This window comes from Croceicoccus pelagius (genome assembly GCF_001661915.1).
Lineage (GTDB): Bacteria > Pseudomonadota > Alphaproteobacteria > Sphingomonadales > Sphingomonadaceae > Croceicoccus > Croceicoccus pelagius.
The window spans coordinates 80719-106767 of sequence record NZ_LYWY01000034.1 but is presented as its reverse complement, the minus strand read 5'-3'; the positions used below and the strand labels follow the sequence as shown (position 1 = coordinate 106767).

Sequence of the window (26049 nt, the reverse complement as noted above, 5' to 3'; positions counted from 1 at the left end):
GCTGACCCGAAAGGGCCGCAATCGGATAATCAGGCGTTGATGTCGGAATAGTGCCTCGGCGGCGGCACGCCTTCCATCCTGTCCGCCAGAAGCGGCTGGAAACTGGGCCGGCTCTTGAACACCGAATACCAGCTGCGCGCCTGTTCGTGCCCCTGCCAGTTGATGCCGCCGAGGTAATCCGCGACCGAAATCTGTGCCGCAGCCGTCAGATCGGCAAGGCTCATCGTCGAACCGGCAAGCCAGGGACGATGATCGATCAGGTAGTCGACATAGTCGAGATGTTCGTCCGCCAGCCGCATCGCGTTACGCAGCGCGGTGGAATTGGGTGCCTGCCGCGCGACGACCCGCTTGGTGTATCTTTCCATCAGCAGCGGGCCGGTGACGTCGCCGAAGAAGTTTTCGTCGAACAAGGCCATCAACCGGCGGATTTCCGCGCGGTTCGTGGCCGTGCCGTTGATCATCGGGTTCTTCGGGATCGTCTCCTCGAAATACTCGGCAATGGCGCGGCTGTCCGACAGGGTGATGTTCTTTGCCGGTTCGCGCATCACGGGCGTGCGGCCCGTCGGGTTCATGAGGAAAAATTCGTCCCGCATTTCCCACGGATTTTCGCGAACGAGTTCGAAAGACACGCCTTTTTCCGCAAGCAGCAGGCGCAGCTTGCGGCTGAACGGGCAGAGCGGAAACTGGTAAAGCCGCCACATGGCCGAAGAAACGATGCCTTTCCCTGTTGGGTCCCCCGCGCCCGTTCCCCCGAACCGGCACAATTCCGATTGACGCAGGAGTAACCCCCGCGTCAACACGTGATGCACACGATTTGGCAAATAGTGGGCAAGTCGCGAAGCATGTGTCGATGGGGAGACGCAAAATGACGGTCGAGACGATACTCGGATGCGTGCTTGCCGGCGGCGAGTCCACCCGCTTCGGCAGCGACAAGGCGCTGGCGAAGCTCGATGGCCAGACGCTGATGGACCGGGCTGTCGCTGCTCTTTTCGGTTTCTGCGAGGCCGTGGTCGTCGTCGGGCGTGCGGAAGCGTCGGTCCCGACAGTCGCGGACTGGCCGCAGGCCGGTATGGGGCCGCTTGGCGGACTTGCAGGGGCGCTGCGCCATGCGCGCGATAATGGGTTTTTCGCCGTCCTGACTTGCGGCGTGGACAGCGTGAACCTGCCTGCCGACCTGCTCGATCACCTGTCGCCCGGACCGGCCTGTGCAGAAAGCCAGCCGGTTATCGGGCTCTGGCCTGTATCGGCGCTGCCCACGCTGGAACAAATCCTCACCGGAGCGGAGCGCCGCTCGGTCCTGCACTTTGCCGAAAGGGCGGGCGCGCGGCTGATCGACCTGCCCGAACCGCCCGCAAATGTGAACACCCCCGAAGATCTGGATCGCCTGCAACAAGCCTAGGCGTGGATTGCACCAATGCCCGCTTGTCCAGCGGCGCGGCATTTGCGATGGCAGGGTTAGCCATGGCGGACCCTCGCATCATAGACATCTCGCTGGACGAGGCGACGATCCTGTGGCGCAACCCTGACATCGAGCAGGAGCGCCGGATCGCGATCTTCGACCTGATCGAGGACAACACCTTCAAGCCGCTTCGTGCGTTCGAGGCGGGGCACGAGGGGCCGTACAAGCTTGTCTTGTCGGTGGTCGACGGCCGGTTGTCGATCGACATCGCGAACGAAGCGGGCAACCAGCTCGAAGTTCTGCTGCTTGGCCTTGCCCGATTCCGCCGCCCGATCCGCGAATATTTCGCGATCTGCGACAGCTATTATCAGGCGATCCGCAAGGCGAGCCCGCAAGAGATCGAGACGATCGACATGGCCCGGCGCGGGGTCCACAACAACGCGGCGGAACTGCTGCTCGAACGGCTGGAAGGCAAGGTCGACACCGACTTTGCGACCGCGCGCCGTCTCTTCACGCTTATCTGCGTCCTGCACATCCGGGGCTGAGGCTATGGCGGGCAAGCGGACGCTCCGGCACAGGCCGGGCCTGTGGCTGATCGCGCTGGCCCTGATCGCGGCCATCGTGGGCGTTCTGTGGTGGAAGCTGTCGCACTGGCGGCCCGACGGGGCGGAATATCCCGTGCAGGGCGTATGGCTGACGGGAAACGAGAATGCGATTTCCATTCCCGAACTGCCCGGGGTGGGGGCCAGCTTCGGCTATGTCACCGCCAGTCTGGGTGCGGGAACGCGCAACGAACGCTTTCCCGAAACGGTGGAGGAGATGAGCGAGGCGGGAATGAAGGCAGGCCCGGTCCACGTCTATGATCCCTGCCGCCGCGCGGACGAGCAGTCGGCCAATTTCGTGACCATCGTGCCCCGCGATGCCGACATGCTGCCGCCCGCCGTCGTGCTGGCGCGTTCGGGCGAGGATTGCAGCCCGCGGGTCCGTCCGGCCGAGCTGGAATCGGAACTGGTCGTTTTTCTCAACCAGATCGAGATGCACTCGGGAAAGCGCGCGATTCTTGCCCCGTCGGCTTCGTTCGAAGACGAGTACGGCTTCGGCGCGCGGGCAGAGCGACAATTGTGGCTGTCGCGCGACTGGCTGGAACCGGACTATGCCGGACGCCCCTGGGCCCTGTGGACGGCCAATGCCTCTGTCCGTGTCGGTCCGGTCGAGGGGCCGGTCGCGTGGCTTGTCGCGCGGCCCTGACGCCCGCGTAATCCACGACCTATCGGGCGGCTAGGGTTGCCCCCGCTTTGCCGGAACGGGCAAGGAAACCGTCGCTGCAAGGAGACGGGTGAAGGCATGGCGATTCTTTCCGACAAGTGGATTCGCGACAAGGCGCAGAACGAGGCGATGATCGAGCCTTTCGTGGAGGCGCAGCGCCGCGACGGCTGCATCTCCTACGGTCTGTCGTCTTATGGCTATGACGCGCGCGTGGCGGACGAGTTCAAGATCTTCACCAACATCGACAGCGCCATCGTCGATCCCAAGGATTTCGCCAGCAATTCGTTCGTCGACAAGAAGACCGACTGCTGCATCATCCCGCCCAATTCCTTCGCACTGGCACGCACGGTCGAATACTTCCGCGTGCCGCGCGACGTGCTGGTCATCTGCCTTGGCAAGAGCACGTATGCGCGCTGCGGCATCATCGTGAACGTCACTCCGCTCGAACCGGGCTGGGAAGGGCACGTCACGCTTGAATTTTCGAACACGACGCCGCTGCCCGCAAAGATCTATGCCAACGAAGGCGCGTGCCAGTTCCTCTTTCTCAAGGGGAACGAGCCTTGCGAGACGAGCTATGCCGACCGCGCTGGCAAGTACATGGGCCAGAAGGGCGTGACGCTTCCGCGCCTGTAACTCCCTGGAAGTTCCTGTAACGCCCTAGAAGATCGAGAACAGCACCAGCGCGAGGATCGTGCCGATCACCGGCACTATCACGGTCGTCGCCGCCACTGCCTTGTAGGCGGCCTGGTGCGTTTCGCCGCAGACCGCACGGATCGTCGTCACGACATATCCATTGTGCGGCAGGCTATCGAGCGCACCTGAGGCGATCGCGACGACACGGTGCAGTTCTTCCGGATTCGCCCCTGCATCAAGGTAGTGCGGTGCAATTAGAGGCAGGGCTATCGTCTGCCCGCCCGAGGCGCTGCCGGTGAGGCCCGCGATGACGGTCACCGCGATAGCGGCGCCGATCAGCGGGCTGCCCGGAATGGCCTGAACGGCGTCGAGCGCTTGAAGGAACGCGGGCGACAGCTTGGCGACCGAGCCGAAGCCGACCACGGCGCAAGTGTTGGTGATCGCGACCACCGCTCCCGTCGCTCCGCGTGAGAACGTCGCGGCAAACCGCCCACGCTCGCTCCACCCGACCATACAGGCCAGCGCGACCCCCGAGCCGAGCGCGAGGACCAGCGCCCACTTGCCCAGCGACTGGGAGATCAGGAATACGCCCAGCACGCCGACAAGCGGCATGATCGCCAGCAGCGGAGAGGGCAGGGTGGTGTCGACCTCGAACCTCTCGTCAGACTCGCGCGTTGAGAAACCTTCACCCGCAAGCACCGCCTTCTTCACCATGCGCGACAGAAGGATGTAGCCTAGCGTCGCCATGAACAGCGCGACGACAAGGCTGACTTCCCAAGCCGCATAGGCCGTAGTACCGAGATAGGGCATCGGGATCAGGTTCTGGATTTCAGGGCTGCCCGCGCTGGTCATAGTGAAGGTCACCGAACCGAATGCCAGAGCGCCGGGGATGAAGCGGCGCGGCAGGTTCGCCTCGCGGAAAAGTTCGACCGCCAGGCCATAGACCGAGAACGCCACGATGAAGACGCTGACCCCGCCATAAGTCAGGACCGCGCAGGCAAGGACGGTGGCGGCCAGCGCATATTTGCTACCCAGCTTGTGCGTGATGAACCGCGCGACCGAGGCCGCAGCGCCGGACGCAGCCATGACCTCGCCGAAGATCGCGCCAAGCAGGAACATCAGGAACCAGTCGGCAAGGAAGCTGGAGAACCCGGCCATGTAGCTGCTGGCATAATCGGGCGCCGCCGTCCCGTCCGCCAGCGTCGCGGCGAGCGGCGGCAGCAGCGGCAGGCCCGCAGTGACCGCCACGACAAGCGCGGCGACCGGCCCTGCGATGAGGATGTTGATCCCCCTGACCGTCATCCAGATCAGAAGGGCGAGGCCACCGATGAGCCCGATCCAGCTTAGCATTTCTTCTCCCCGAAGGTTTGCGCCTTCATGGCGGGGAGGAGCCTCGCGGTCAAACCATCGGAAAGAAGAGGCTTATTCCATAGCCGCGTCGATATCGGCCGCGCTATGCCGTTCGGGTGCGCCATCGCGCTGGTTCACGATCTCACCCCGGCGCACGGCCATGCGCTCTCCGATTTGCGCGGCCCAGCGCTGCACGTTTCTATATTCCTGTACTTGCAGGAAAGTGCCTGCGTTCTTGTACGACTTGTCGAGCGCGAGCTTTCCGTACCAGGGCCAGATCGCGATGTCGGCGATGGTGTAGTCGTCCCCGGCGATGAATTCGCGCGATGCCAGCTGCTTGTCGAGTACGTCGAGCTGCCGCTTCGTTTCCATCGTGAAACGGTCGATCGGGTACTCCATCGGATAGGGCGCATAGGCGTAGAAATGCCCGAAGCCGCCGCCCAGATAGGGCGCGCTGCCCATCTGCCAGAACAGCCAGTTCAGACATTCGGCCCGGCCCGCCGGATCGGTCGGGATGAAGGCCCCGAACTTTTCGGCAAGGTGCAGCAGGATCGAACCCGATTCGAAAAGGCGGATCGGTTCCGGACCGGTCAGGTCGATCAGCGCCGGGATTTTCGAGTTCGGATTGATCTCGACAAAGCCGGACGTGAACTGGTCACTGTCACCGATCCAGATCGGCCAGGCGTCGTATTGTGCGCCATCATGTCCTGCGGCCAGCAGTTCTTCGAAAAGGATGGTAACTTTCTGGCCGTTCGGCGTGCCTTGCGAATGGAGCTGGAAAGGATGCTCGCCGCGCGGCAGGTCCTTTTCTGTGCGCGCACCCGCGAAGGGCCGGTTGATCGAAGTCCATTCCCCGCTGCCCTGATCGTCCCACTTCCAGATTTCGGGCGGGGTGTAGGTCTCGGTCATGGCGGCATAAGTCCTTTGAGGGGAAAGATACGCTGTGCAGATAGGCAGCGATCGGGTGATCGCAAGCACTGGACAGGAAGGCTCTGCAGGGTGAGAACCTGCACCCATGCCGATCAGCCTGCTTGTTGCTGCCGCCGTCGCTGCTTGTCCCCTGGTCAATGCCGACACCGATTTCGACGCCGTCGAAGCGATCGTTACAGGAAGCCGGGAGGACATGGCGGGCATGGTTACGTGCCTGGGAGAGCCCGACCCCGCCGTTCGCGACGAGGGGGCCTTCAGCGCCTTCGTGACCGCGCTGCGCGCAGGACGCATGACGGTCGAGAAGCGCGCAGACCTGATAGATCTGCTGGCCGAGGCGGCTTCCCCTGCCATCGAGGGACATGACGAGGCAGGCTTCATGGGGCCGTTTGCGGTGCTGGTCATGGCGGAAGTTGCACGGACCGACCGGATCGAGCCGTGGTTGGACAAGGACGAGCGTTACCGGCTTGCAAGGTTCGCTGCGCTCTACCTCGAGAGCATCACCGACTACCGCGGTTTCGTGCCCGGCGAAGGCTGGCGTCACGGCGTCGCGCATGGGGCGGACCTCATGATGCAACTGGCGCTGAATCCGGATCTGGACCCGGAGGCGGGCAAGGGCATGCTCGCCGCCATTCACCAAAAGGTTGCGCCGTCATCCCATGCCTATCGTTTCGGTGAGCCTGCGCGGATGGCCCGACCGGTGATCTATCTGGCCGCCAGAGAGGTCATGACGGACGAAGAATGGGGGCTGTGGTTCGACACGCTCTATTCCGAAGAGGAAGCGGCGCGAGGCAATCGTTACGCCGACGAAGTGGCGTTGATCCGCATGCACAATGCCCGCGCCTTCGCGCTGGAAATCATGGCGATTTCCGGTCGGTTGGGCGACAGTCCGGTGGTTACGCTGGCCGATCATGCACAGCGAATCGTAAGCCGGACCGGACCCTGAGGTCCGACGCGGAAAGCAGGTGCGCGAACAGACCGCATGGCGCCTAAGCGCCTGCGATCGTTCGTTTTCCAAGTGGGAAAATGGAGCGGGCGAAGGGATTCGAACCCTCGACCCCAACCTTGGCAAGGTTGTGCTCTACCCCTGAGCTACGCCCGCTCTGAACGCCTGCAACCGGTTGGAAAGAAGCCCTTCCGGTCGGGGTGAGGCGCGCCTTTAACAGGGGTATTTCAGGCCTGCAACCGGAAAAATTCACTCCGCGTCACATTCTTTGTGAACCCTTGGAAAAACCGGGCCGCTGCCCCACATTGCCCTGCAACGATCGACGCCGCAGGATGCTGGCGCAAAGCACGAAGAGACAGGAGATTTCCCCCTTGGCGAGCATGGGCCTCAACATCGAAGAGCAAAAAGCGGTCGAACGGTTCCGCGACAATATCGTCGAGCCGTCGAAGACCAAGCTGGTGATTCTCGATTTCTGGGCCGAATGGTGCGGGCCGTGCAAGGCGCTGACCCCGGTGCTGGAAAAGGTCGCCGCGGAATATGCCGACAAGGGCGTGATTCTCGCCAAGGTGAACGTCGACGAAGAACAGTTCATCGCCTCGCAGTTCCAGGTCCGCTCGATCCCGACCGTTTACGCCATGTTCCAGGGGCAGCCGGTGGCCGACCTCACGCAGGCGCGCACCGAATCGCAGCTGAAGCAGATTCTCGACCAGCTTCTCTCGCAGCTCCCGGTTCAGTCCGGCGCAGCAGGTGATGAACCGGCACAGGATGTCGCCCCGCTTCTGGCGATGGGCGAGGAAGTGCTGGCTGGCGGCGATGCCGAACGCGCGGCTGGCATCTTTGCGCAGATCGTGCAGATGACACCCGACAATATCGAGGCGCAGGCAGGCCTGCTGCGTTCCATGATCGAGGCGGGACATATCGAGGACGCAGAGGCCGCGATCGCGGGCCTGCCCGAGGACGTCCGCAAGGACCCTGCGATCGTACGCGCCGTTGCCGCGCTGGAGCTGGCCAAGAACAAGCCCGATGACAGCGAGCTTGAGAACCTGCGCAAGGCTGCGGCGGAGCGTCCGGCCGACATGGAAGCGCAGATGGCTTTTGCCGAAGCCGCTTTCGCAGCCGGTTCGCGCGACGAGGCGGCGGACACCTTGCTGTCGATGATCCGCACGGAACCGCAGTGGCAGGAAGGCGCGGCCAAGGCCAAGCTGCTCCAGATATTCGAAGCCGTCGGCCTCGAAGACCCTTGGGTTGCAGCCCAGCGCCGCAAGCTTTCGCTGATCCTGTTTGGATAACGCCGGTAGGCCAATGGGATCCGGTACCGACACCTCGCGCATCTCGATCTTTCCCCTGTCGGGTGCGCTGCTCTTTCCCGGGCTGCAACTGCCCCTGCACATTTTCGAGCCGCGTTACCGCGCGCTGGTTACCGACGCGCTGGCGCGCGACCGGATGATCGGGATGATCCAGCCCGTTCGGCCGGCAGAAGGCTCACCCCTGTTCGAGATCGGCTGCCTGGGCCGCATCGACGAGGTTGAGGCGCTGGAGGACGGGCGGTTCAACATCGTGCTCGATGGTCTTGCGCGGTTCCGGACGGTGCGCGAACTGGATGTGACGACGCCTTTTCGCCAGATCGATGCCGAACTGTTGGAAGAGAACGAGGACGCGGTGCTGCTCCCGATCGAGCGTGCCTCGCTTGAACAGGAATCGCGCCGGTTCGCGGATCGGCAGGGTTATTCGGTCGATTGGGAGCAGGTGTCCCGACTTGACGACATGGCGCTCGTCAACGGAATCTCGCAAGTTGCGCCGTTTGATCCTGCTTCGAAGCAGGCTCTACTCGAAGCCAACGACCTCAACGAGCGGTGCGAGCTGCTGGTGCAGCTGATGCAGTTCTACGGCTGCCACGACGACGACGAGACTGGAACGCTCCAGTAAAGCGTCAGAGGTTGAAGCTGCCGCGCAGCCCGTCGATCACGAACTGGGCGGCGAGCGCTGCCAGTAGTACGCCAAGCAGGCGGGTCACAACCGATTCGAACTGGTCGCCGAAAAAGCGCATCAACGGCGCCGCGGCGATCAGGGCGGCCAGCGTCAACACCATTACAACACCCAGAGCGGCGAGCACGGCCGCCGTTTCCTCGACCGTCGAGGCACGCGCCATCAGCAGCATGATCGACGCAATCGCGCCCGGGCCTGCCAGCATCGGCATCGCCATCGGAAACACCGAGACGTCCTCTACCTCGGGCGATTCGGCGTGCTGGGCGCGGACCTTGTCGGCGCGGTCGTGGCGGCGCTCTGTCCGCTTCTCGAAGACCATGTCGATAGCGATGGCGAACAGCATGATGCCGCCCGCGATACGGAAGGAATCGAGCTCGATATGCAGCGCGCCCAGCAGCCCTTCGCCGAACCATGCGAAAATCAGCAGAATGATCGTCGCGATGACGGTTGCGCGAATGGCCATCGAACGGCGCTGCGCGGTGTTCGCATCAGCGGTCAGGCCCGCATAGATCGGGGCACAACCCGGCGGATCGATCACGACGAACAGAGTGATGAAGGCGGAAACGAAAAGCTCGATCATGGCTTACTCGCCGGCCTTGGGCGGAGCGACAGTCTGGTGGAGCACGCGCTGGAACTGTCCGCCGTCCCAGACGTCAACAGTAACGATGCGGCCGCCCCACTGGTCGACCCGGCCGCCCCAGCGCAGGGTGCGGTCATCCGACGATCCGCCGAAGAATTCGCCATTGCCGGGCACCGCCTGAAGCAGTTCCTGCGCCGGAGGCCAGGGCTGTTGCGGGCAGTCCGCGACATGCGCGTCGATCAGTTCGGGTTCTGCCAGCGGTTTGGCCAGCGTGTCGCCGTGATCCATCAGCCAGCGGTATTCGCCGTCCTTCTGGCGCTGCCAGACGGTTGTGAACCAGCCGGTGCTGCCGTCGGGCCGCTGCCACGCGCCGCGCGTGACGCTGACCGATCCGTCGCAGCTCGACCAGACTTCGTGCGGTTGCCACGCGACCGCCTGAGCCGGATTTTCGCGTTTCTTCAGCCAATCCTTTGCATTCACCATCTGCGGCACGAACATCACGCCGTCTTCGGCGGCATATTCGCGGAACGCGGTCCACTGACCCTCTTCCTGCGCCATGTTCGCAAAGGCCAATTCGGCCGCCACGACGTCGCCAGGCTGTGCGATCGGTTTGAGGGCGGGCCCGCCCGGTCCGCCACGAGGCGGGCCGCCAGCGGCGCAACCGGCCAGCGCCAGAGCGAGCAAAGCGACTGCAAGACGCATCAGGCTAGGCCTTCGCGGCGGTTTGCAGCTTCGAGCGTGTTGTAGAGCAGGCAGGCGATGGTCATCGGGCCGACGCCGCCGGGAACGGGGGTGATGGCGCCGACAGTCTCGCTCGCGCTGGCAAAGTCAACATCGCCAACGAGCTTCGTCTTGCCTTCGTCCGCAGCCGGAACGCGGTTAATGCCAACGTCGATCACGGTCGCGCCCGGCTTCAGCCAGTCGCCCTTGACCATTTCGGGACGCCCGACGGCAGCGACAACGATGTCCGCAGCCCGCACGACATCGGGCAGGTCCTTGGTGCGGCTATGCGCGATGGTGACGGTGCAGCTTTCGCGCAGCAGCAGTTGGGCCATCGGCTTGCCCACGATGTTGGAGCGTCCGATGATAACTGCGGTCTTGCCCGACAGGTCACCCAGCCGGTCCTTCAGCAGCATCAGGCAGCCGAGCGGGGTGCAGGCGACGAAGCCGGGCAGCCCGGTCATCAAGCGCCCTGCGCTGGCCGTGGTGAAACCGTCGACATCTTTGTCCGGATCGATCGCCTGGATCACCGCGTTTTCATCAAGCCCCTTGGGCAGGGGAAGCTGGACGAGGATACCGTCCACCGCCGGATCGGCGTTCAACTGCGCGACGAGTGCGAGCAGGTCTTCCTGCGTGGTGTCGGCAGGCAGGCGGTGTTCGAAGCTTTCCATGCCCGCAGCCACGGTCGCCTTGTGCTTGTTACGCACATAGATCTGACTGGCCGGATCTTCGCCCACCAGCACGACCGCGAGGCCGGGCTTGCGGCCCGCCTTCGCGCTGAATTCGGCAACGCCTTCGGCCACTTTGCCGCGCAAATCGGCGGCAAAGGCCTTTCCGTCGATGATGTCGGCCATCAGTAGCCCGCCACCGCAAGATTGCGCAGGATGATCTGCAGGACATTGAGCCCGATGATCAGCACCAGCGGCGAGAAATCGATCGCGCCGGTATTGGGCATGATCTTCCTGATCGGCCGCAATATCGGTTCGAGCAGGGCGTTCACCGCGGTGTAGATCGCTGCGACAAACTGGTTCGACGTGTTGACCACATTGAACGCGATCAGCAACGACAGCACGAACTGGATGATGACCAGGAAGACGACGACTGAAACGAGCAGGTCGATGATCTGGATAAGGGTAAGCAGGAGCACGCGCGAATATCCTTGGCGGCAATGGGGGCTTGCCTTTCTGCGTCTAGCCGAGGGGTGGGCGGTGTATCAACCACCCAATACGCCTGGACCTGCCGAAAAGAGCTGCGCGATCAGTCCCAGATCAGAGAACGGATACGCCAGCTAAGCTGTTCCTCGCTCGCGCCCGGCACGTTGTTCACGCGCTTGGCGGTCATCATGCCGGTGCGATCGATCGATTCGCCGTTGGGGCCGGTCGCGCTCAGCGTCACGGGAACGATCAGGTAGCTCGAGCCTGCCGCGCCTTCCAGCTGGCCTTCGCCGTAAGTCACGCGCAGCGTCGCCTGCCCGTAATCCTCGGTACCGGCCAGCGAAGGATCGTGCCAGGCGAGCGCCGCCGCGGCGTAGTCGCCACTTTCGACAGCCGCCTTCCAGTAATCGAGCAGCGCCTGCGGATCGGTGTCGGCAGGGCCGGGCAGGGGCGGCAGGCTCGCGGTTTCGGTTGCCTCCGGCGTCGGCGTGACCTCGACCATATCGCCTGACTGCCCAGCAGGTTCGCTACCTTGCGAGCACGCGGCCAGCGCGATGCATGCGGCGACGATGGCGAGCTTGTGCATCAGTCGTTCCGGATCAGCGTACCGGCGCCGCGCTCGGTAAAGATTTCGAGCAGCATGGCGTGGGGCACGCGCCCGTCGAGGACGACGGCCGCGTCGCATCCGGCCTCGACCGCCTGTACGCAGGTTTCCAGCTTGGGGATCATGCCGCCGCTGATCGTGCCGTCTTCCTTGAGGTTGGCGATGGCGCTCGGCGTCAGATCGGTCAGGAGACCGCCCTGCTTATCGAGAACGCCCGGAACGTCGGTCAGCAGGAACAGGCGGGCCGCGCCGACGGCGGCGGCGATGGCGCCGGCCATGGTGTCGGCATTGATGTTGTAGGTATGGCCGTCATCCCCCACGCCGATCGGCGCGATGACGGGGATCAGGCCCGAGCTGACGGCGGTATCGATGATCCGCGTGTCGACGTGTTGCGGTTCGCCAACGAAGCCGAGATCCACGACCTGTTCGATCAGGCTGTCCGGGTCCTTGCGGGTGCGGTGGACCTTTGTCGCCTTCACCAGCCCGCCGTCCTTGCCTGAAATGCCGATGGCGCGGCCGCCGGCATTGGCGATCCAGCTGACGAGTTCCTTGTTGATCCGGCCCGACAGGACCATCTCCGCGATCTCGGCGGTCTGTTTGTCGGTGACGCGAAGGCCATCGACAAAGCTTGATTCGACGCCAAGCTTCTTCAACATGGCCCCGATCTGCGGCCCGCCGCCGTGGACGACGACGACGTTGATGCCTACCGCGCCCAGCAGCACGACATCTTCGGCAAAGTCCTGCGCTGCCTCGGGATTTCCCATCGCGTGGCCGCCGTACTTGATGACGAAAGTCCGCCCCGCATATCGCTTGATATAGGGAAGCGCCTCTACAAGGATTTCTGCCTTGGCGAGTACCGCCTTGTCGCTGGGGTTCAGAGGATCGACCATAGTGGCAGCGCCATTGCACGCATGGCGCAGTGCAATCAATCGCTTTGCACGCCTTCGCGGGCCCATCGTGCTGCCAGAAGTGCCGAGACGATCATCTGGGCCTGGTGAAAGATCATCAATGGCAGCATGACCGCGCCGACACTGGCGGGCGGGAACAGGACACCGGCAAAGGCGACACCGGCGGCAAGGCTTTTCTTGGAACCTGCGAACTGGATCGTAATCCGATCCTCCCGCGAAAAGCCGAGATAGCGACCGGCCAGCGCCGCTGCCGTGAACACCGCGACAAGCAGGACCAGGCACAGCGCGATGACGAGGGCTAGTTCCTCGATGCCGGTGCGCTGCCAAAGGCCTTCGCGTACCGATGCGCCAAAGGCGACGAAGACAATCAGGACGATGGTGCCCTTGTCTGCCAACCCCACGGCTTTCTTGTGGCGTGTGACGAAGTCGCCGATGACGGGGCGCAGCATGTGCCCGACGATGAAGGGCACAAGAAGCTGAAGAATGATGCGCAGCGCTGCCGTGCCGGAAATCTCCGCGCCGCCGCTGCCGCCCGCCATCAGCGCTGAAAGCGAAGGCGTGACGAAAACCGCAGCCATGTTCGATATCGCCGCCGCGCAGACCGCGCCTGCCACGTTACCGCCCGCCATTGCAGTAAACGCGACCGCGCTCTGCATCGTGGATGGTACAGCGCCGATGAAGACGAGCCCGCGCGCGAGATTCTCGTCGAGGCCCGGTACGGTGGAGAGGAGGATCGTGCAGACCGGGAAGAATGCGAAAGTCACGGCAAGGATGACGAGGTGCAGTCGCCAGTGCGTCACCCCGCCGACGATCGCCTCACGCGATAGCTTTGCGCCGTGGAGGAAGAAGAGCAGTACGATCCCCGCGTCCGCCGCCCATGCGAATACGTCCGCCATGATTCCGCGCGGCGGCAGGAGCGAGGCGAGGACGATCGCGGCGAATAGCGACAGAACGAAAGGATCGGGCCGGAAACGGGCCAGCGGAACTGCCATGACTTTCCTTCCGACGTTCGGACCTTGGGCGGTGGAGTTCAGCCGTGTGCGCCGAACTCGTTCGCGATCGCGGTACCGATCCTGAGCACGAGTGCATAGGCATTCTCGATCGGATCGATGAAATCGCGCCGGATGGCGTGATAACCGCTGTCGCTGCCATCGGGATACTGGCTGTCCTCCGCGATCTCGAAATCGTCGATCGAGGGGAAGCTGGTCGGGAAGGCGCGGCGCATCTGCGACAAGGCATCGTCGATGCGCAGCGTGAAGACCATCTCCAGAACGTCCTCGCGGCTGATGTCGTTCGACCGCGAGAAGACCGGTACCTGCACCGCCTTCAGAAACATGTGCTGCAATAGCGCGAGACGCAGCGCCTGAAGCACGCCGATAGAGCGGCGCTTGTGCTCACGGTCCGTCGTCGCCGGGCCCCATTCGTCGGTCGCGCCGGGGATCGCGTCCATCAGCTTGTGGAGGTGCATGGCATCGACGCGAAGCCGGCTGGCGAGGCGGCGGAAGGTGCCGACGCGGTCGTCCTTCGTCAGGTAGTCGGCAAGGATCAGGCACGGATCGGTGAGGTGCTTTTCCGTCCCGCGATAGGGTCGGCTGGCCCAGTAGGCGGAATTGAACAGCTCGCCATAGGCGGCCACCGTCTTGATGCTGGCCAGCGCGTCTGCCGCGCGGACGAGGCGCAGGAGCTGCTTGCCGCGTTCGCTGGTGGAGAGAAGCTCGGCGATTTCCTCGATGTTGTTTTCCGCCGCCGTACCGAAGCCGGCGATGATGTTCACCGGATAGCCAAGCTGTTGCAGGATGGCGTTGTGCGGGATCGCGCGGATCTGGCGCAGGCTCATCTTGCGGTCGGAAGCAAGGTCCGACTGGCGGCGCGAACGGCGGCTGCCGGTATCGTTCAGCAGGCCGAGACCGAAGGCCGTGATAGCACGGCTGTAGGTCGCCGAGACCAGGTGCATGTTCTGCACGCGCCGGATCGCACGATAGAAATCGAGACTGAGGTCGGTGCGGCGATAGAACTGGTCGGTCGGCGCATCGGGGTCCGCATCGGTCGGCGGGTTTTCGGCAATGCGCGACAGCGTGGCGAGCGCGAGTTCGGGCGTGCCGAACCAGAGGTAACCGTCACCGCCCTGAAAGCTGACTTCGGGTTCGAGCCGGATGCCTGCGCGCACGAAACGGCGGCGAGCCCAGGGCGAAAGCGGCCATTCCAGCCGGTCCTTCATCGACGCGGGATGCGCGCCGCGGCCCATCGATTCGCCGTGGGTGTTGAAGATGAGCGCAGCGACATCCGCCCCGTCTTTGCCCGAAAGCCCGTTCGCCTTCATCGCGTCGGCAAGGCGGCCCTGAAGGCGTTCAATGGCAAGGCTGGCGGGGATCTGCCCGACAAAGCGGCCCGCGTCGGAAAATCCGGTCTGGATGCAGACGCGGCCACGCTTGCGCGCGTAAGTGCGGTATTCGTCCTCGGCTAGAAGGGCGTCGAGGAAGCGGCCGCCGTGTTCCAGCGCGGCCTCGGTCTCGAACAAAGGCGAGACGTCGACCTTGTCCTCGATCCCGAACAGCTTGGCGAAGTAGAGCGCGGCGAGCACCGTCTGCGGCTGCTCGCATTCGGCGATCAGCATGCGGATCGGCGCGTCGGCATCGATGTGCTTCAGGATCTGCTGCATCGCGAGGAACTGACGGATCGCGGTGCTGCCCTCGATCGCCAGCGCGGCGAAATTGGCGTTGAGCGGCGTGACATCCTCTAGCGCGGTGCGGATCGTGTTGAGCGCAGCCTGGCTCGACAGGTCGAGCTTGGATTCGGGGTCCACCCGGCGGCGGATCGCGTTTTGCAGCTGGCTGGAGTTCACGCGGAAATGGATGAGGCCCATGCCCAGCCCGTCGGCACGCATGGCGGCAGCGGCGGTCAGCAGGGTGGTCGCGGTATCCTCGTCGGCATCGTCGGCCATCGCTTCCAGTTCAGAGATGACGGGCGCGAGCGAAACGATCTTGGCCGGATTATCCGCCGTCAGCGAATTTGCGGTGTGCGAAAGGAGCGCAGGGTCCGACAGGTCCTTGGCGAACATCGCCGCCATTTCGCCGGTATGTTCAGCAGCAGCCGACAGGCGTCCGGCAATCTCGGGGGCGTCCTGAGCGAGCATCGCGGCGTAGGAGGCGAGGCGCTCGGCCTTTTCCTGAAGGCGATAGCGGATCGAGGTGTTCCACCCGATGTCGGTGCGCCCGTCCATGTCGTAACCGACCCATGTGGCCAGGCGGACTGGCGTGGGGGCAAAGCTCTTCCATTCGGATGGCCACTTCCCGCGTGCCTGTTCGAACAGGGTGCGCACGATCCGGTCGCGGGCGCCCTGCGCGCGGGACATTGCCGACATCGCGGCGTCATGTTCGGAATCGAGCGTGATCATCGTCCGCTCGTGCGGGGCGACGCAGGCGGTGTCGCCGTCGACTTCGCCCTCGGTCGCCGCCTTGGCGACTGCCCCTGCCTGTGCGGGCGTCAGCAGGAAAGTCGGGTGTGCGGTGAAGACCACGTGGAGCAGGGGATTGTTCCACCGCGCGGCAAAGCTTGCGAAATCCTCGGGCTGTTCCTCGAAGACCTTGAGGTTCGCGTCCGGCGCCATCGGCGCAAGCAGGCGGTCGAGCTTCTGTGCGCGGGCCTGCAGGCCTTCGCATTCGAGCGCGCTGACCAGGCTGTTGATTTCGGCAAGGTCGATCTCGCCCGTTTCAAGCTTTCGCGAGAATTCGAGACCTAGCTGGAATACCGGGTTGAACAGCGGTGTTTCGCGGGTCCGCGAATGCAGTTCGCGAAGACGGTCGTGGAGCTCGGCGATCTTCGGGTTCATGCGGTTCCCCTTTAGGGCTGAATTGCGGCAGCTTCGGCGGCGAGCTTGCGGATGGTGTCCTTGTCGGCCCCCTTGGGCGCGACCCAGCTTCCGCCGACACACAGGATCTGCGGGTGAGAAAGCCATTCGGGCGCGGTTTTTAACGAGACGCCGCCCGTCGGGCAGAATTTCGCCATGCCGAACGGCGCGGCGATGGCTTTCAAAGCGGGCAGCCCGCCATTCGCCTCTGCCGGGAAGAACTTGAAATGCGAAAGCCCCATGTCGAGGCCTTCCATGATCTCCGCGCTTGTCGCCACGCCGGGGAGGAACGGCACGCCCGCATCCTTGGCCGCGCGGCCGAGATTTTCGGTGAGGCCGGGGGACACGACGAACTCGACCCCTGCGCGCAGGACCTTTTCGAGATCCTTGGTCGACAGGACGGTTCCTGCACCCACGATTGCGCCAGGGACGGTCTTCATCGCCTCGATCACGTCGAGCGCGCAGGGCGTGCGCAGCGTAACTTCAAGGCATGGCAGACCGCCTTCGACAAGCGCTTCGGCCACGGGGATCGCATCGTCGACATCGTCGATCACGAGGACCGGAATGACAGGCGCTTTCGTCATGATGGAGTGAATGTCGGTCATCGTGTTCCCTGTTTTAATAAGGTCGAAGTTGCCCGGTCAGAGACCGGCGAGCGCCAGCATGGCAGAGCCGCCCTTTTCCGCGCCGTCGGCACCGGCGCGCATCATGGCAAAGAGTTCGCGGCCCACGCCCCAAGCGGCGGGCGGAGCGGCGGCGGGCTGGCGCGCCGAGAGGTCGGCAGTCGTCGAAAGTGTGCCGTTGTGCGCATCGACGCGGATCACGTCGCCGTCCTGTACGTAGGCGAGCGGACCGCTGTTGCCGCCTGCATCGGCTAGCGCCTCGGGGGTGCAGTGGATCGCGGCGGGGACTTTGCCCGATGCGCCCGACATGCGGCCATCGGTGACCAGCGCCACCTTGAAACCGCGATCCTGAAGAACGCCCAGCGGCGGGGTCAGCTTGTGGAGTTCGGGCATGCCGTTTGCACGCGGGCCCTGGAAGCGGACGACGACAACAACATCGCGGTCGAGCTCGCCCGCCTTGAACGCCTTGGCGACGACTTCCTGCGTTTCGAACACGCGGGCCGGTGCCTCGATCACCCAGCGTTCCTCGTCCACCGCGCTCGTCTTGATCGTGGCGCGGCCGAGGTTGCCGGTAAGGAGACGCATGCCGCCGTCCGGATTGAACGGATCGGACACGGGCGCGAGCATCGTGGGATCAAGCGGGGTTGCAGGCGCGGCCTGCCAAGACAGGTCCTTGTCGTTCATGACCGGCTCCTGCGCCTGGTCCGACAGGCTGCCGCCGCCGACGGTGACGATGTCGTCATGAGCAAGGCCGGAATCGAGCAGTTCGCGGATGACATAGCCCATGCCGCCCGCCGCGTGGAACGCGTTCACGTCGCCGGTGCCGTTGGGATAGACGCGGGTGATGAGCGGAACCGCCTTCGACAGTTCGTCGAAGTCTTCCCAGTCGATCTGCACGCCGGCAGCACGGGCGATCGCGGGCAAGTGGAGTGCGTGATTGGTCGAACCGCCCGTGGCAAGCAGACCGACGATGGCGTTCACGATCGCCTTTTCGTCGACACAGGCCGACAGCGGACGCGGGTCGGACCCGCGCGTCGAAATCTTCGCCAGCTGATGCACCGCGGCGCGGGTGAGAGCCGAACGCAGCGGCGTGTTCGGCGGAATGAACGCCGCGCCCGGCATGTGCAGACCCATCATCTCCATCATCATCTGGTTGGAGTTGGCGGTACCATAGAACGTACAGGTGCCCGGCGCGTGATAGCTTGCGCTCTCGCTGGCGAGCAGCTCGTCACGCCCGACCTTGCCTTCTGCATAGAGCTGGCGGGTCTTCTGCTTCTCCTTGTTGCCTATCCCGCTGGGCATGGGGCCCGAGGGGACGAGAATGCAGGCAAGGTGTCCGAAACGCAGTGCGCCGATCAGCAGGCCCGGCACGATCTTGTCGCAGATGCCGAGCAGGGCCATGCCGTCGTACATTTCGTGGCTGAGTGCGATCGCCGTGCCCATCGCGATCGTGTCGCGGCTGAACAGCGACAGGTCCATGCCGTCCTGACCCTGAGTGACGCCGTCGCACATGGCCGGAACGCCGCCTGCAACCTGCATCGTCGCGCCCACTTCGCGGGCGTAGATCTTCATCGCCTCGGGATAGCGGCCATAGGGCTGATGTGCCGAAAGCATGTCGTTGTAGGCAGTGACGATGGCCAGGTTGGGTGCCTTGCCGCCACTGATCGTGGCCTTGTCGTCTCCCATCGCGGCGAACCCGTGGGCAAGGTTCGAGCAGGCGAGTGCCGTGCGGTCGGGATGGCGATCGGCCTCCCGCGCCATGAGGTCGAGGTATCGGCCACGGCTGTCGCGGCTGCGTAGGACGATGCGCTCTGTCACGCGGGCGAGGGTGGGGTGCAGTTCGGCCACGGTCTTCCTTCGGTCTTGTTCGGGCGGGCCGGGCTCCCTCATCCCGGTTTCCGCGTTGCACTTGTCAGGCGATCGCCGCGTGCCGGCAGGCTTCGGCTCACGCTCTTTTGGAAATGCCGGGTTTTTTGACTGCGATACCGGTTTCCAAAACTTAAGTGGTCATTGGCTATTCGTGCCAGGTGACCCCGTCACGCTCGGCCAGCGCGATGGCGGCGGACGGCCCCCAGCTACCGGCTGTATATGTCTTTGGCGTGATATTCGCCTCGTCCCATGTTTCGCGGATGCCGTCGATCCAGTTCCACTGGGCTTCGACTTCGTCACGGCGCACGAACAGCGTCTGGTCACCCTCGACAAGATCGAGCAGCAGGCGTTCATAAGCGATGCGGCGTTCCGGACCTGCAAAGGCATCGGGCATGGCAATGTCGAGCGGGACTTGGCGCAAGCGAATGCCGCCACGGTCCAGCCCCGGCACTTTGGCCATCAGCGAAAGACGGATGTTCTCACGCGGCTGGATGCCGATGACGAGCGTGTTGGGCAGCGTCTTCGCGCCGCGATCCTCGAAGATCGAGAAAGGCACGTCGCGGAACTTCACGATGATCTCGGTCGTGCGTTCGGGCAGGCGCTTGCCGGTTCGCATATAGAAGGGGACACCCTTCCAACGCCAGTTATCGATATGGGCCTTCAGGGCGACGAAGGTCTCGGTCTCGCTATCCCGGCCCAGTTCCTCGTCATAACCGGGCACAGCCTCGCCGTTGATGGCGCCTGCGCGGTACTGGCCGGTCACGGTCTCGTTCGGCTGGATCGGGCGCAGGGCGCGCAGGACTTTCACCTTTTCGTCACGAACCGCCGTCGCGTCGAAGCTGGTCGGCGGTTCCATCGCGACGAGCGCGAGGAGCTGCAGGATATGGTTCTGCACCATGTCGCGCAGCGCGCCGCTGCCGTCGTAGTAACCGACGCGGGATTCAAGGCCCACGGTTTCGGCCACGGTGATCTGGACATGGTCGATGTGCGCCGCGTTCCACAGAGGTTCGAACATGATGTTGGCAAAGCGCAGGGCAAGCAGGTTCTGGACCGTTTCCTTGCCGAGATAGTGGTCGATGCGGAAAATCCGGTCTTCGGAAAATGCCGAGGCGACCGCGTCGTTGATCTGGCACGAACTGGCAAGATCGACGCCCAGCGGCTTTTCCAGCCCGATACGCACGTTTCCGGTTGCCAGGCCGTTGGCGGCAAGGCCCTTGATCGTAGGTTCGAACAGCGAGGGTGCGGTCGACAGGAAGATCGAGAGGCCTTCGTTCTCTTGCGTTCCGATGGGGCCGGCACACTTGGCAAGCGTGTCGAAACCTTCAGGCGTCGAGGCGTCCAGATCCTGATAGCGCAGCTTCGACAGGAAGCCGTCGATGTCGACCTTGCGCCCGGCGGGAAGGAACTTGGCCAGCGCCTCTGCCGCGAAGTTGCAGAAGCTTTCGTCGGTATATTCAGAACGCGCCGTGCCGATGATGTCGATATTGTCGGGAAGCAGGCCATCGGACGCGAGGGCGCAAAGCGAGGGAAGCAACATGCGCTGCGACAGATCCCCGGTCGCGCCGAAGAGGAGAAGCTTGTTCGCCGAAAAGATCATGCGGGGAACCGCAGAACTGGGATGCACATGGTCGCTTGTCGTCTCCCGCTCGGGCCTTCGGACCCTGTGTTAGCAATTGCAGCAAAGCTTGGGAAGCAGGGGCTTCCACGCGCCACAATGCGATATATGAAAAGTCATAGATAGCTTTGAGAACGTTCACAACAAGCAAATACGTATGCAAGGCAGATAGTGGGGAGGGTATCTCCCCACCCGTCAGGTCTCTGTCACGGTGATCTGCTTGTCGATGAATTCGGCCATGCCATAGCTGGTTAGGAAGCTGACTTCGGCCGCATCGCGCCCGACGCCGATCTTCACAATCTTGGCACGGTCCGCCATCTCGGTTGCATCGACTAGATGCCAGCTGCCGGTTCCCGGAGGGCCTGCCGGATCGGCAAGGAAGACCTCTGCGACCGCATGGAAATCCTGCGGTTCGACATTGGGGGCATAGCAACTGACATATCGCGCCGGGATGCCCGATGCGCGCACCATCGTGATGACGACATGGGCATAGTCGCGGCACACGCCCTGACGCTCGACGAAGCTGTCGAGCGCCGTCGTCGTCGCCGTGCTGGAACCGGGGGTATACGTGAACTTGCGCGCGACCCAGTCGTGGATCGCGGCAACCCGCGCACCGCCCTGAAGGTCCCCGAACTCGGCCTCGATGAAGCTGTGGAACTGGTCTGCCGGGCAGAAGCGGGAATCGAACAGGTAGGGCACGGCTTCGCTTGGCAGCTCGTGCGGCAGCATCGAGGGGAGTTGCGAGATATCGGGAAGCGCTCGCTCGATCTCTGCCGTGATCTCGTAGTCGGCGCGGAACTCGCCCGAACAGCGCAGCCAGATACGCTCGCCGATCGCGTCCTCTCCGGCAACGCGGGCGGTATGCTCGGTCGGGGTGAGGGTGAGGCCGGGGCCCGTCAGGACCTGTTCGGGAATGACGGCTGCTTCCATCTGGAGCAGGAAATCGGTGGGGGCGGCAAAATTATAGGCGATGGACGACTTGATCGTGATGGCCATTGGTAACTCTTTGGATCGCTGATGGGGGGGCAGGGCACAAACGCCCCTTTACCGCCCACAACGCAGGCGCCCACAAAGCTATCCGGCTTATTGAAAGATTATTCGCCGAAAAGATGCAGCACGACCTGCCGGACGTGCGGGCGTGTGCGATGTTCGACAAGGTAGATGCCTTGCCATGTCCCCAGCGTCGGCCTGCCCGAGGCGACAGGGATCGTCAGCGAAATGCCTGTCAGGATCGATTTGAGGTGCGCGGGCATGTCGTCCGGTCCCTCGTCGTCATGGTTCCATCCGCCGTCCTCTGGCGCGATCCGGTCGAGCCAGTCGACGATGTCGCGCCGCACTTCGGGCGCCGCGTTTTCCTGTATCGTCAGCGATGCCGACGTATGCTTGCAGAAGACGGTGAGGAGGCCGGTCTCGATACCGCTTCGGGCCACCCAGGCAGCAACCATGCGCGTAATTTCTACAAGTTCGCGGCCACGAGTTTCGGTGTCCAATGTGGTCAGTGCCTGTCGCATCGCGGTCGTACTCGCAAGTTCGTCATGTTTTGCACAGGTCCACCGCCCGTTTCGAACCCTGCGAGTGCAGTGTGCGAAACCGCGGTTTACCTTCGTAATTCAGCCATGCTGCACTGTTGCGGCAATGTCATGACGGAATATTTCAAATTTTTTACGGATGATTTTTCGCAGTCTCGTCGCTATGTCGGGTCGATGGATGGCACGATCTACGACGATTGCACCACGCCGCTATTCGCGTTCGACGGTGTGGGCGGACCTGCTCGGTCTGAGCAGGCCGAACCGTCGCGTCGTGGGTCGAGCGCGCGGGAAGGTTCGCGCGTCGCCGTCATTTCCAATCCGCGCAGCTATCGCAACAAGCGCCGTCCGCTGACCGTGCCGAGCGGCGTGCTGGTGGAATCGCCGCGTACGCGCCACGAACTGCGCCGCACGCTGGCAAGCTTCAAGCATGACGGAATCGAACTTGTTATCGTGGCCGGCGGCGACGGTACGGTGCGCGATGTGCTGACTTGCGGCACCGATGTCTGGGGCGATAGCCCGCCAGTGATCGGCGTCCTGCCCTGCGGCAAGACCAATGCGCTGGCAATCGATCTTGGCGTTCCCGATGACTGGGACATCAGCCAGATGGTCGCGGCATGGAAGGCCCGCAGTTTTGTCGAGCGTCCGCCGATCGAGATCGAGCGCGTGAACGAAGGCCGTCCGGTTCTGGGCTATTTGTTCGGCGCTGGCGTGTTTGTCGACGCGACCGACCTCGCGCAGACTACGCACCGCTTTGGCGCGGTCAACAACCTCGCGGTCGCGCTGTCGATCTTCGGGGCGGTGGCGAGTACGATCATGGGCGGCAACAATTCGGCATGGCGTCAGGGCAAGGCCATGGCCATCCGCTATGGCGAAGATGCCCAACTGTCCGACGGCACCGCCGCGAATAGCGAGGGCCAGCGGTTCATCGTGCTGGCCTCCACGATGGAGCGTTTGCCGCTGGGCCTGAAGATTTTCGGCGAACGCCGTCCGGGCATGAAAACGCTTGTCGTTGATGCGCCGCCGCGTCGCTTCATGCGTGTCTTCACCCGCGTCCTGCGGGGGATGACTTGGAAGACGATGGCGGACGAAGGCGTCCATCGCGTCGATACCGGTGAAATGCGCATCGACCTCGAAGGCGGTTTCATCCTCGATGGCGAACGTTTTCCGGCAGGCGACTACCTGCTGCGCAAGGGCGCACCGGTCACTTTCGTCACTTCCTGATGCCCCGCGATCCGCTAACGGCGCGGGTCGAGACCGCGCTCGCGGCCGACGTTCGGCCGGAAGTACAGGCGTTCGCCGCAAAGCTTGCCAGACAAGCCGATGCGCGCGCGGTGCTGTTCTATGGATCGAATTTGCGCAGCGGGTCGCTGGAAGGCGTGCTCGACTTCTATGTGCTGACATGGGGCCCGCGCGAAAAAGGCCTGTGGCCTCGCGTCGGGTATCACGAACTTGAAATGGACGGTGAAGTGCTTCGCGCCAAGGTCGCCGAAATGCGCCTGTCGACTTTCGCCCATGCTGCATCGGGACAGCATCTCGACACGACGATCTGGGCCCGCTTCGTTCAACCTTGCGCATTGGCGTGGACGGTCGACGAACCGGCCCGCGATGCGGTCGTCTCTGCCGTTCGCGCGGCGGCGATCACGGCCAGCCGCTTTGCCGCCGCTCTAGGTCCGGACAAGGGGACCGAGCGCGACTACTGGGGCGCACTGTTCCGTGCGACCTACAAGGCCGAACTGCGCGTCGAAAAGTCGGGGCGCGAACAGCAGATCCTCGAATTCGGGGCAGGGCACTTCGACGGACTGATGCGCGATGCATGGGCCGCGGGCGGCATTCCGTTCTCGGTCGAAGGCGATGTGTTGAGCCCGAACCTGACAGAGCGCGGTCGAAGGCGCATCCTCCAGCGCTGGTCGCGCAGGCGTCGGCTGGGCAAGCCGCTCAATGTCCTGCGCCTACTTCGCGCCGCCACCACATTTGACGGCGGGGCGCGTTATCTTGCCTGGAAGGTGGAGCGTCATACCGGCATCGCGGTTCCGCTGACGCCGTTTCGTGAAAAACACCCGCTGATCAGCAGCCCGGTGCTCGTCGCGTCGTACTTTCGCGCGAAATCCCGCGCGAAGAAGGACTGATCAGCCCTCTTCCTTGACCTTTTTGTAGGGCACGAATTCGCCGAGGAAGACGACACCGCTCCAGAAACCGGAGCTGTCGCGCATTTCGACCGTATCGACGCTGCACAGCTGGTGCGAGAACGTCTTCGTGACCATGATGTCATTCCGGCGCAGCGAATTCTCGCCGCTGTCGGGGCGATTCACGTAAAGCGTGGAACCTGCATCGAAGACGATCGCGGTCTTGTCGTAGATCGTGCTGCTCGACACGCGGGACATGTCGATACAACGTACCGGTTCGCCGGCCACGCGCCCTTCAAGCTTTTCGGCCAGCCGGGTCTCGGGATCCTTCTTCGCGGCCATCGCGGGGGTGGCCAACATTCCGGCCATGGCGGCGGCGGCAATGATCTTGGCAGTCTTCATGTTCTCGCTCCTATCGTGCGAGTCTCTAACACATTGCGGCTGAACCGGTGCTGACTTTCGATGAACGGCGAGTGACTTAGCCTGTTCCGCCGATGGTCAGCCCTTCAATCAGCAGTGTCGGCTGTCCGACGCCTGCCGGAACGCTCTGCCCGCCCTTGCCGCACGTGCCGATGCCTTCGTCGAGCGCGAAGTCGTTGCCGATGCCGACGATCTTGGTGAGCGCGGTCGGCCCGTCGCCGATCAGGGTCGCACCCTTGATCGGGGCGATGACCTTGCCGTTTTCGACCTTGTAGGCCTCGGTGCAGGAGAACACGAACTTGCCCGACACGATATCGACCTGACCACCGCCAAAGCTCTTGGCCCAGATGCCGTCTTTTATCGAGGCGAGAAGATCGTCGGGATCGTCGTTCCCCGCAGTCATGAAAGTATTGGTCATGCGCGGCATGGGTGCGTGGGCATAGGACTGGCGCCTGCCGTTGCCGGTCGGCTCCACGCCCATGAGGCGCGCGTTCAGCCGGTCCTGCATGTAGCCCTTGAGAATGCCGTCCTCGATCAGCACGGTCTCGCCAGTGGGCGTGCCTTCGTCGTCGATGGTCAGCGACCCGCGGCGGCCCGCCATCGAACCGTCGTCGATGACGGTAACGCCGGGCGCTGCGACACGTTCGCCGATACGGTCGGAAAAGACGCTGGTCTTCTTCCGGTTGAAATCGCCTTCGAGCCCGTGGCCCACCGCCTCGTGCAGCAGGATGCCGGGCCAGCCAGAACCGAGTAGAACGGGCCGCACGCCAGCAGGTGCGGGCACGCTCTCTAGGTTCACCAGCGCCTGTTCGAGCGCGCGGTCGAGCGCCCTGTTCCAGCATTCGGGATCGAACATGTCGTCATAAAGGCGCCGTCCGCCCATGCCGAAAGTTCCGGTCTCACGCCTGCCGTTCGCCTCTGTCACGATCGAGATGTTGAGCCGGACGAGGGGCCGCACGTCGAGCGCGGTGAAACCGTCGGGGCGGACGATCTCCACAACCGACCAGCTGCCCAGCAGCGACGCGCTGACCTGCTTCACGCGCGGGTCGCGGGCGCGGGCGGCGGCGTCGATCGTTTCGAGCAGCTTGACCTTTTCGGCGAAGGGCACCGTGTCTAGCGGGCTTTCCTCGGTATAGAGATGTCGGTTCGTCGCACGCGGCGCGGCGGCCATTGGCGACTTCGTCTCGTCCAGCAGGCTCAACGTTTCGCCGGCGCGGCGGATCGCCTCTGCCGAGATTTCATTCGCGTGGGCAAAGCCAGTTGCCTCGCCCGATATCCCGCGAAGGCCGAACCCGCTTTCGCGCGAATAGTCCGCCGTTTTCAACCGGCCATCGTCGAAGACCAGCGATTCGGACGTGGTGAACTGGAGGAACAATTCCCCGTCGTCGCAGCCCTTCAGCGCGGCAGACGTCAGATCACGCGCGGTGTCCGGGTCCAGAAGATCGGACCGGTACAGCAGCGAGCGGGGATCTGCGGGACTTTCCATCACCGCAATATAGGCACAAATGAAACCAAATCGGAAGCATGCAAGTAAGAACTACTCGCATGGC

At 63.7% G+C, this 26049-nt stretch carries 27 protein-coding genes and 1 tRNA gene; 9 read left to right on the top strand and 19 right to left on the bottom strand.

Annotation, left to right across the window (positions count from 1 at the left end; translation table 11 throughout):
• Positions 1-29: 29 nt before the first annotated feature.
• Entirely contained in the window at positions 30-701 is a 672-nt protein-coding gene (locus A9D15_RS08405) for a glutathione S-transferase family protein (RefSeq protein WP_066763892.1), read from the bottom strand.
• Between the two features lie 164 nt (positions 702-865).
• Here A9D15_RS08405 and mobA point away from each other — a divergent pair, with 164 nt between their 5' ends.
• The 4 genes from mobA to dcd all read left to right on the top strand — a co-directional run bounded on the left by mobA (position 866) and on the right by dcd (position 3298).
• Positions 866-1399, top strand: coding sequence for a molybdenum cofactor guanylyltransferase (gene mobA / locus A9D15_RS08400; protein ID WP_066763887.1), 534 nt, complete (start codon positions 866-868; stop codon positions 1397-1399).
• A gap of 62 nt (positions 1400-1461) precedes the next feature.
• Positions 1462-1944 (top strand): UPF0262 family protein, encoded by a 483-nt coding sequence (locus tag A9D15_RS08395; RefSeq protein ID WP_066763886.1) that lies wholly within the window; start codon positions 1462-1464, stop codon positions 1942-1944.
• Between the two features lie 4 nt (positions 1945-1948).
• On the top strand, positions 1949-2647 hold the full coding sequence (locus A9D15_RS08390; protein ID WP_066763885.1) for a glycoside hydrolase family 25 protein: 699 nt from the start codon (positions 1949-1951) through the stop codon (positions 2645-2647).
• Between the two features lie 96 nt (positions 2648-2743).
• Positions 2744-3298, top strand: coding sequence for a dCTP deaminase (dcd, locus tag A9D15_RS08385; RefSeq protein ID WP_066763884.1), 555 nt, complete (start codon positions 2744-2746; stop codon positions 3296-3298).
• Positions 3299-3322: 24 nt separating this feature from the next.
• Here the strand turns inward: dcd and A9D15_RS08380 are convergent, their stop codons facing one another.
• Positions 3323-4648 carry a GntP family permease gene (locus A9D15_RS08380; protein WP_066763882.1) on the bottom strand — a complete coding sequence of 442 codons (1326 nt, stop codon included), beginning with the start codon at positions 4646-4648 and terminating at the stop codon, positions 3323-3325.
• Between the two features lie 72 nt (positions 4649-4720).
• Complete coding sequence (yghU, locus tag A9D15_RS08375; RefSeq protein ID WP_066763881.1) at positions 4721-5557, bottom strand: glutathione-dependent disulfide-bond oxidoreductase; 837 nt, start codon at positions 5555-5557, stop codon at positions 4721-4723.
• 106 nt (positions 5558-5663) lie between these two features.
• Here yghU and A9D15_RS08370 point away from each other — a divergent pair, with 106 nt between their 5' ends.
• Positions 5664-6521, top strand: coding sequence for a DUF2785 domain-containing protein (locus tag A9D15_RS08370; protein WP_066763880.1), 858 nt, complete (start codon positions 5664-5666; stop codon positions 6519-6521).
• 81 nt (positions 6522-6602) lie between these two features.
• Here the strand turns inward: A9D15_RS08370 and A9D15_RS08365 are convergent.
• Positions 6603-6677, bottom strand: a tRNA-Gly gene (locus A9D15_RS08365).
• 224 nt (positions 6678-6901) lie between these two features.
• Here A9D15_RS08365 and A9D15_RS08360 point away from each other — a divergent pair.
• Both A9D15_RS08360 and A9D15_RS08355 read left to right on the top strand, forming a co-directional pair.
• Complete coding sequence (locus tag A9D15_RS08360) at positions 6902-7810, top strand: tetratricopeptide repeat protein (RefSeq protein ID WP_066763879.1); 909 nt, start codon at positions 6902-6904, stop codon at positions 7808-7810.
• A gap of 13 nt (positions 7811-7823) precedes the next feature.
• Positions 7824-8447 (top strand): LON peptidase substrate-binding domain-containing protein, encoded by a 624-nt coding sequence (locus A9D15_RS08355; RefSeq protein ID WP_066763878.1) that lies wholly within the window; start codon positions 7824-7826, stop codon positions 8445-8447.
• 4 nt (positions 8448-8451) lie between these two features.
• On the opposite strand, the gene A9D15_RS08350 is transcribed toward A9D15_RS08355, so the two are convergent.
• The 13 genes from A9D15_RS08350 to A9D15_RS08290 all read right to left on the bottom strand — a co-directional run bounded on the left by A9D15_RS08350 (position 8452) and on the right by A9D15_RS08290 (position 21938).
• A complete protein-coding gene (locus A9D15_RS08350) occupies positions 8452-9087 on the bottom strand; it encodes a MarC family protein (protein WP_066763877.1) in 636 nt (211 codons plus the stop codon).
• A 3-nt stretch (positions 9088-9090) separates the two neighbouring features.
• Positions 9091-9789, bottom strand: a complete 699-nt coding sequence (locus tag A9D15_RS08345; RefSeq protein ID WP_066763875.1) for a Cif family virulence factor — start codon at positions 9787-9789, stop codon at positions 9091-9093.
• A complete protein-coding gene (folD, locus tag A9D15_RS08340; protein ID WP_172807497.1) occupies positions 9789-10661 on the bottom strand; it encodes a bifunctional methylenetetrahydrofolate dehydrogenase/methenyltetrahydrofolate cyclohydrolase FolD in 873 nt (290 codons plus the stop codon). The genes A9D15_RS08345 and folD overlap by 1 nt, the downstream gene beginning before the upstream one ends.
• Complete coding sequence (locus A9D15_RS08335; protein WP_066764217.1) at positions 10661-10954, bottom strand: YggT family protein; 294 nt, start codon at positions 10952-10954, stop codon at positions 10661-10663. Before A9D15_RS08335 ends, folD begins: the two co-directional genes overlap by 1 nt.
• 110 nt (positions 10955-11064) lie before the next feature.
• Positions 11065-11547 (bottom strand): hypothetical protein, encoded by a 483-nt coding sequence (locus A9D15_RS08330; RefSeq protein ID WP_066763873.1) that lies wholly within the window; start codon positions 11545-11547, stop codon positions 11065-11067.
• Entirely contained in the window at positions 11547-12455 is a 909-nt protein-coding gene (gene argB / locus A9D15_RS08325; protein ID WP_066763871.1) for an acetylglutamate kinase, read from the bottom strand. The genes A9D15_RS08330 and argB overlap by 1 nt, the downstream gene beginning before the upstream one ends.
• A gap of 35 nt (positions 12456-12490) precedes the next feature.
• Positions 12491-13465 carry a bile acid:sodium symporter family protein gene (locus A9D15_RS08320; protein WP_066763870.1) on the bottom strand — a complete coding sequence of 325 codons (975 nt, stop codon included), beginning with the start codon at positions 13463-13465 and terminating at the stop codon, positions 12491-12493.
• Between the two features lie 38 nt (positions 13466-13503).
• Positions 13504-16302 (bottom strand): phosphoenolpyruvate carboxylase, encoded by a 2799-nt coding sequence (locus tag A9D15_RS08315; RefSeq protein WP_066763869.1) that lies wholly within the window; start codon positions 16300-16302, stop codon positions 13504-13506.
• Between the two features lie 11 nt (positions 16303-16313).
• A complete protein-coding gene (eda, locus tag A9D15_RS08310; protein ID WP_066763867.1) occupies positions 16314-16925 on the bottom strand; it encodes a bifunctional 4-hydroxy-2-oxoglutarate aldolase/2-dehydro-3-deoxy-phosphogluconate aldolase in 612 nt (203 codons plus the stop codon).
• 36 nt (positions 16926-16961) lie between these two features.
• Complete coding sequence (gene edd, locus A9D15_RS08305) at positions 16962-18833, bottom strand: phosphogluconate dehydratase (protein WP_373283498.1); 1872 nt, start codon at positions 18831-18833, stop codon at positions 16962-16964.
• A 124-nt stretch (positions 18834-18957) separates the two neighbouring features.
• Positions 18958-20409 carry a glucose-6-phosphate dehydrogenase gene (gene zwf, locus A9D15_RS08300; protein ID WP_066763866.1) on the bottom strand — a complete coding sequence of 484 codons (1452 nt, stop codon included), beginning with the start codon at positions 20407-20409 and terminating at the stop codon, positions 18958-18960.
• 213 nt (positions 20410-20622) lie between these two features.
• A complete protein-coding gene (locus A9D15_RS08295; RefSeq protein ID WP_066763864.1) occupies positions 20623-21423 on the bottom strand; it encodes a transglutaminase-like domain-containing protein in 801 nt (266 codons plus the stop codon).
• Positions 21424-21521: 98 nt separating this feature from the next.
• Positions 21522-21938 carry a secondary thiamine-phosphate synthase enzyme YjbQ gene (locus tag A9D15_RS08290; RefSeq protein ID WP_066763862.1) on the bottom strand — a complete coding sequence of 139 codons (417 nt, stop codon included), beginning with the start codon at positions 21936-21938 and terminating at the stop codon, positions 21522-21524.
• 192 nt (positions 21939-22130) lie between these two features.
• On the opposite strand from A9D15_RS08290, the gene A9D15_RS08285 reads away from it, so the two are divergent.
• The gene (locus A9D15_RS08285; RefSeq protein WP_066764211.1) at positions 22131-23177 is read left to right on the top strand and encodes a diacylglycerol/lipid kinase family protein; all 1047 of its coding nucleotides are present in this window, start codon (positions 22131-22133) and stop codon (positions 23175-23177) included.
• Complete coding sequence (locus A9D15_RS08280) at positions 23177-24082, top strand: hypothetical protein (protein WP_066763859.1); 906 nt, start codon at positions 23177-23179, stop codon at positions 24080-24082. Before A9D15_RS08285 ends, A9D15_RS08280 begins: the two co-directional genes overlap by 1 nt.
• On the opposite strand, the gene A9D15_RS08275 is transcribed toward A9D15_RS08280, so the two are convergent.
• Together A9D15_RS08275 and tldD are read right to left on the bottom strand one after the other, a co-directional pair.
• Complete coding sequence (locus A9D15_RS08275) at positions 24083-24481, bottom strand: hypothetical protein (RefSeq protein WP_066763858.1); 399 nt, start codon at positions 24479-24481, stop codon at positions 24083-24085.
• A gap of 76 nt (positions 24482-24557) precedes the next feature.
• On the bottom strand, positions 24558-25985 hold the full coding sequence (gene tldD / locus A9D15_RS08270; protein ID WP_066763857.1) for a metalloprotease TldD: 1428 nt from the start codon (positions 25983-25985) through the stop codon (positions 24558-24560).
• Positions 25986-26049 lie beyond the last annotated feature (64 nt).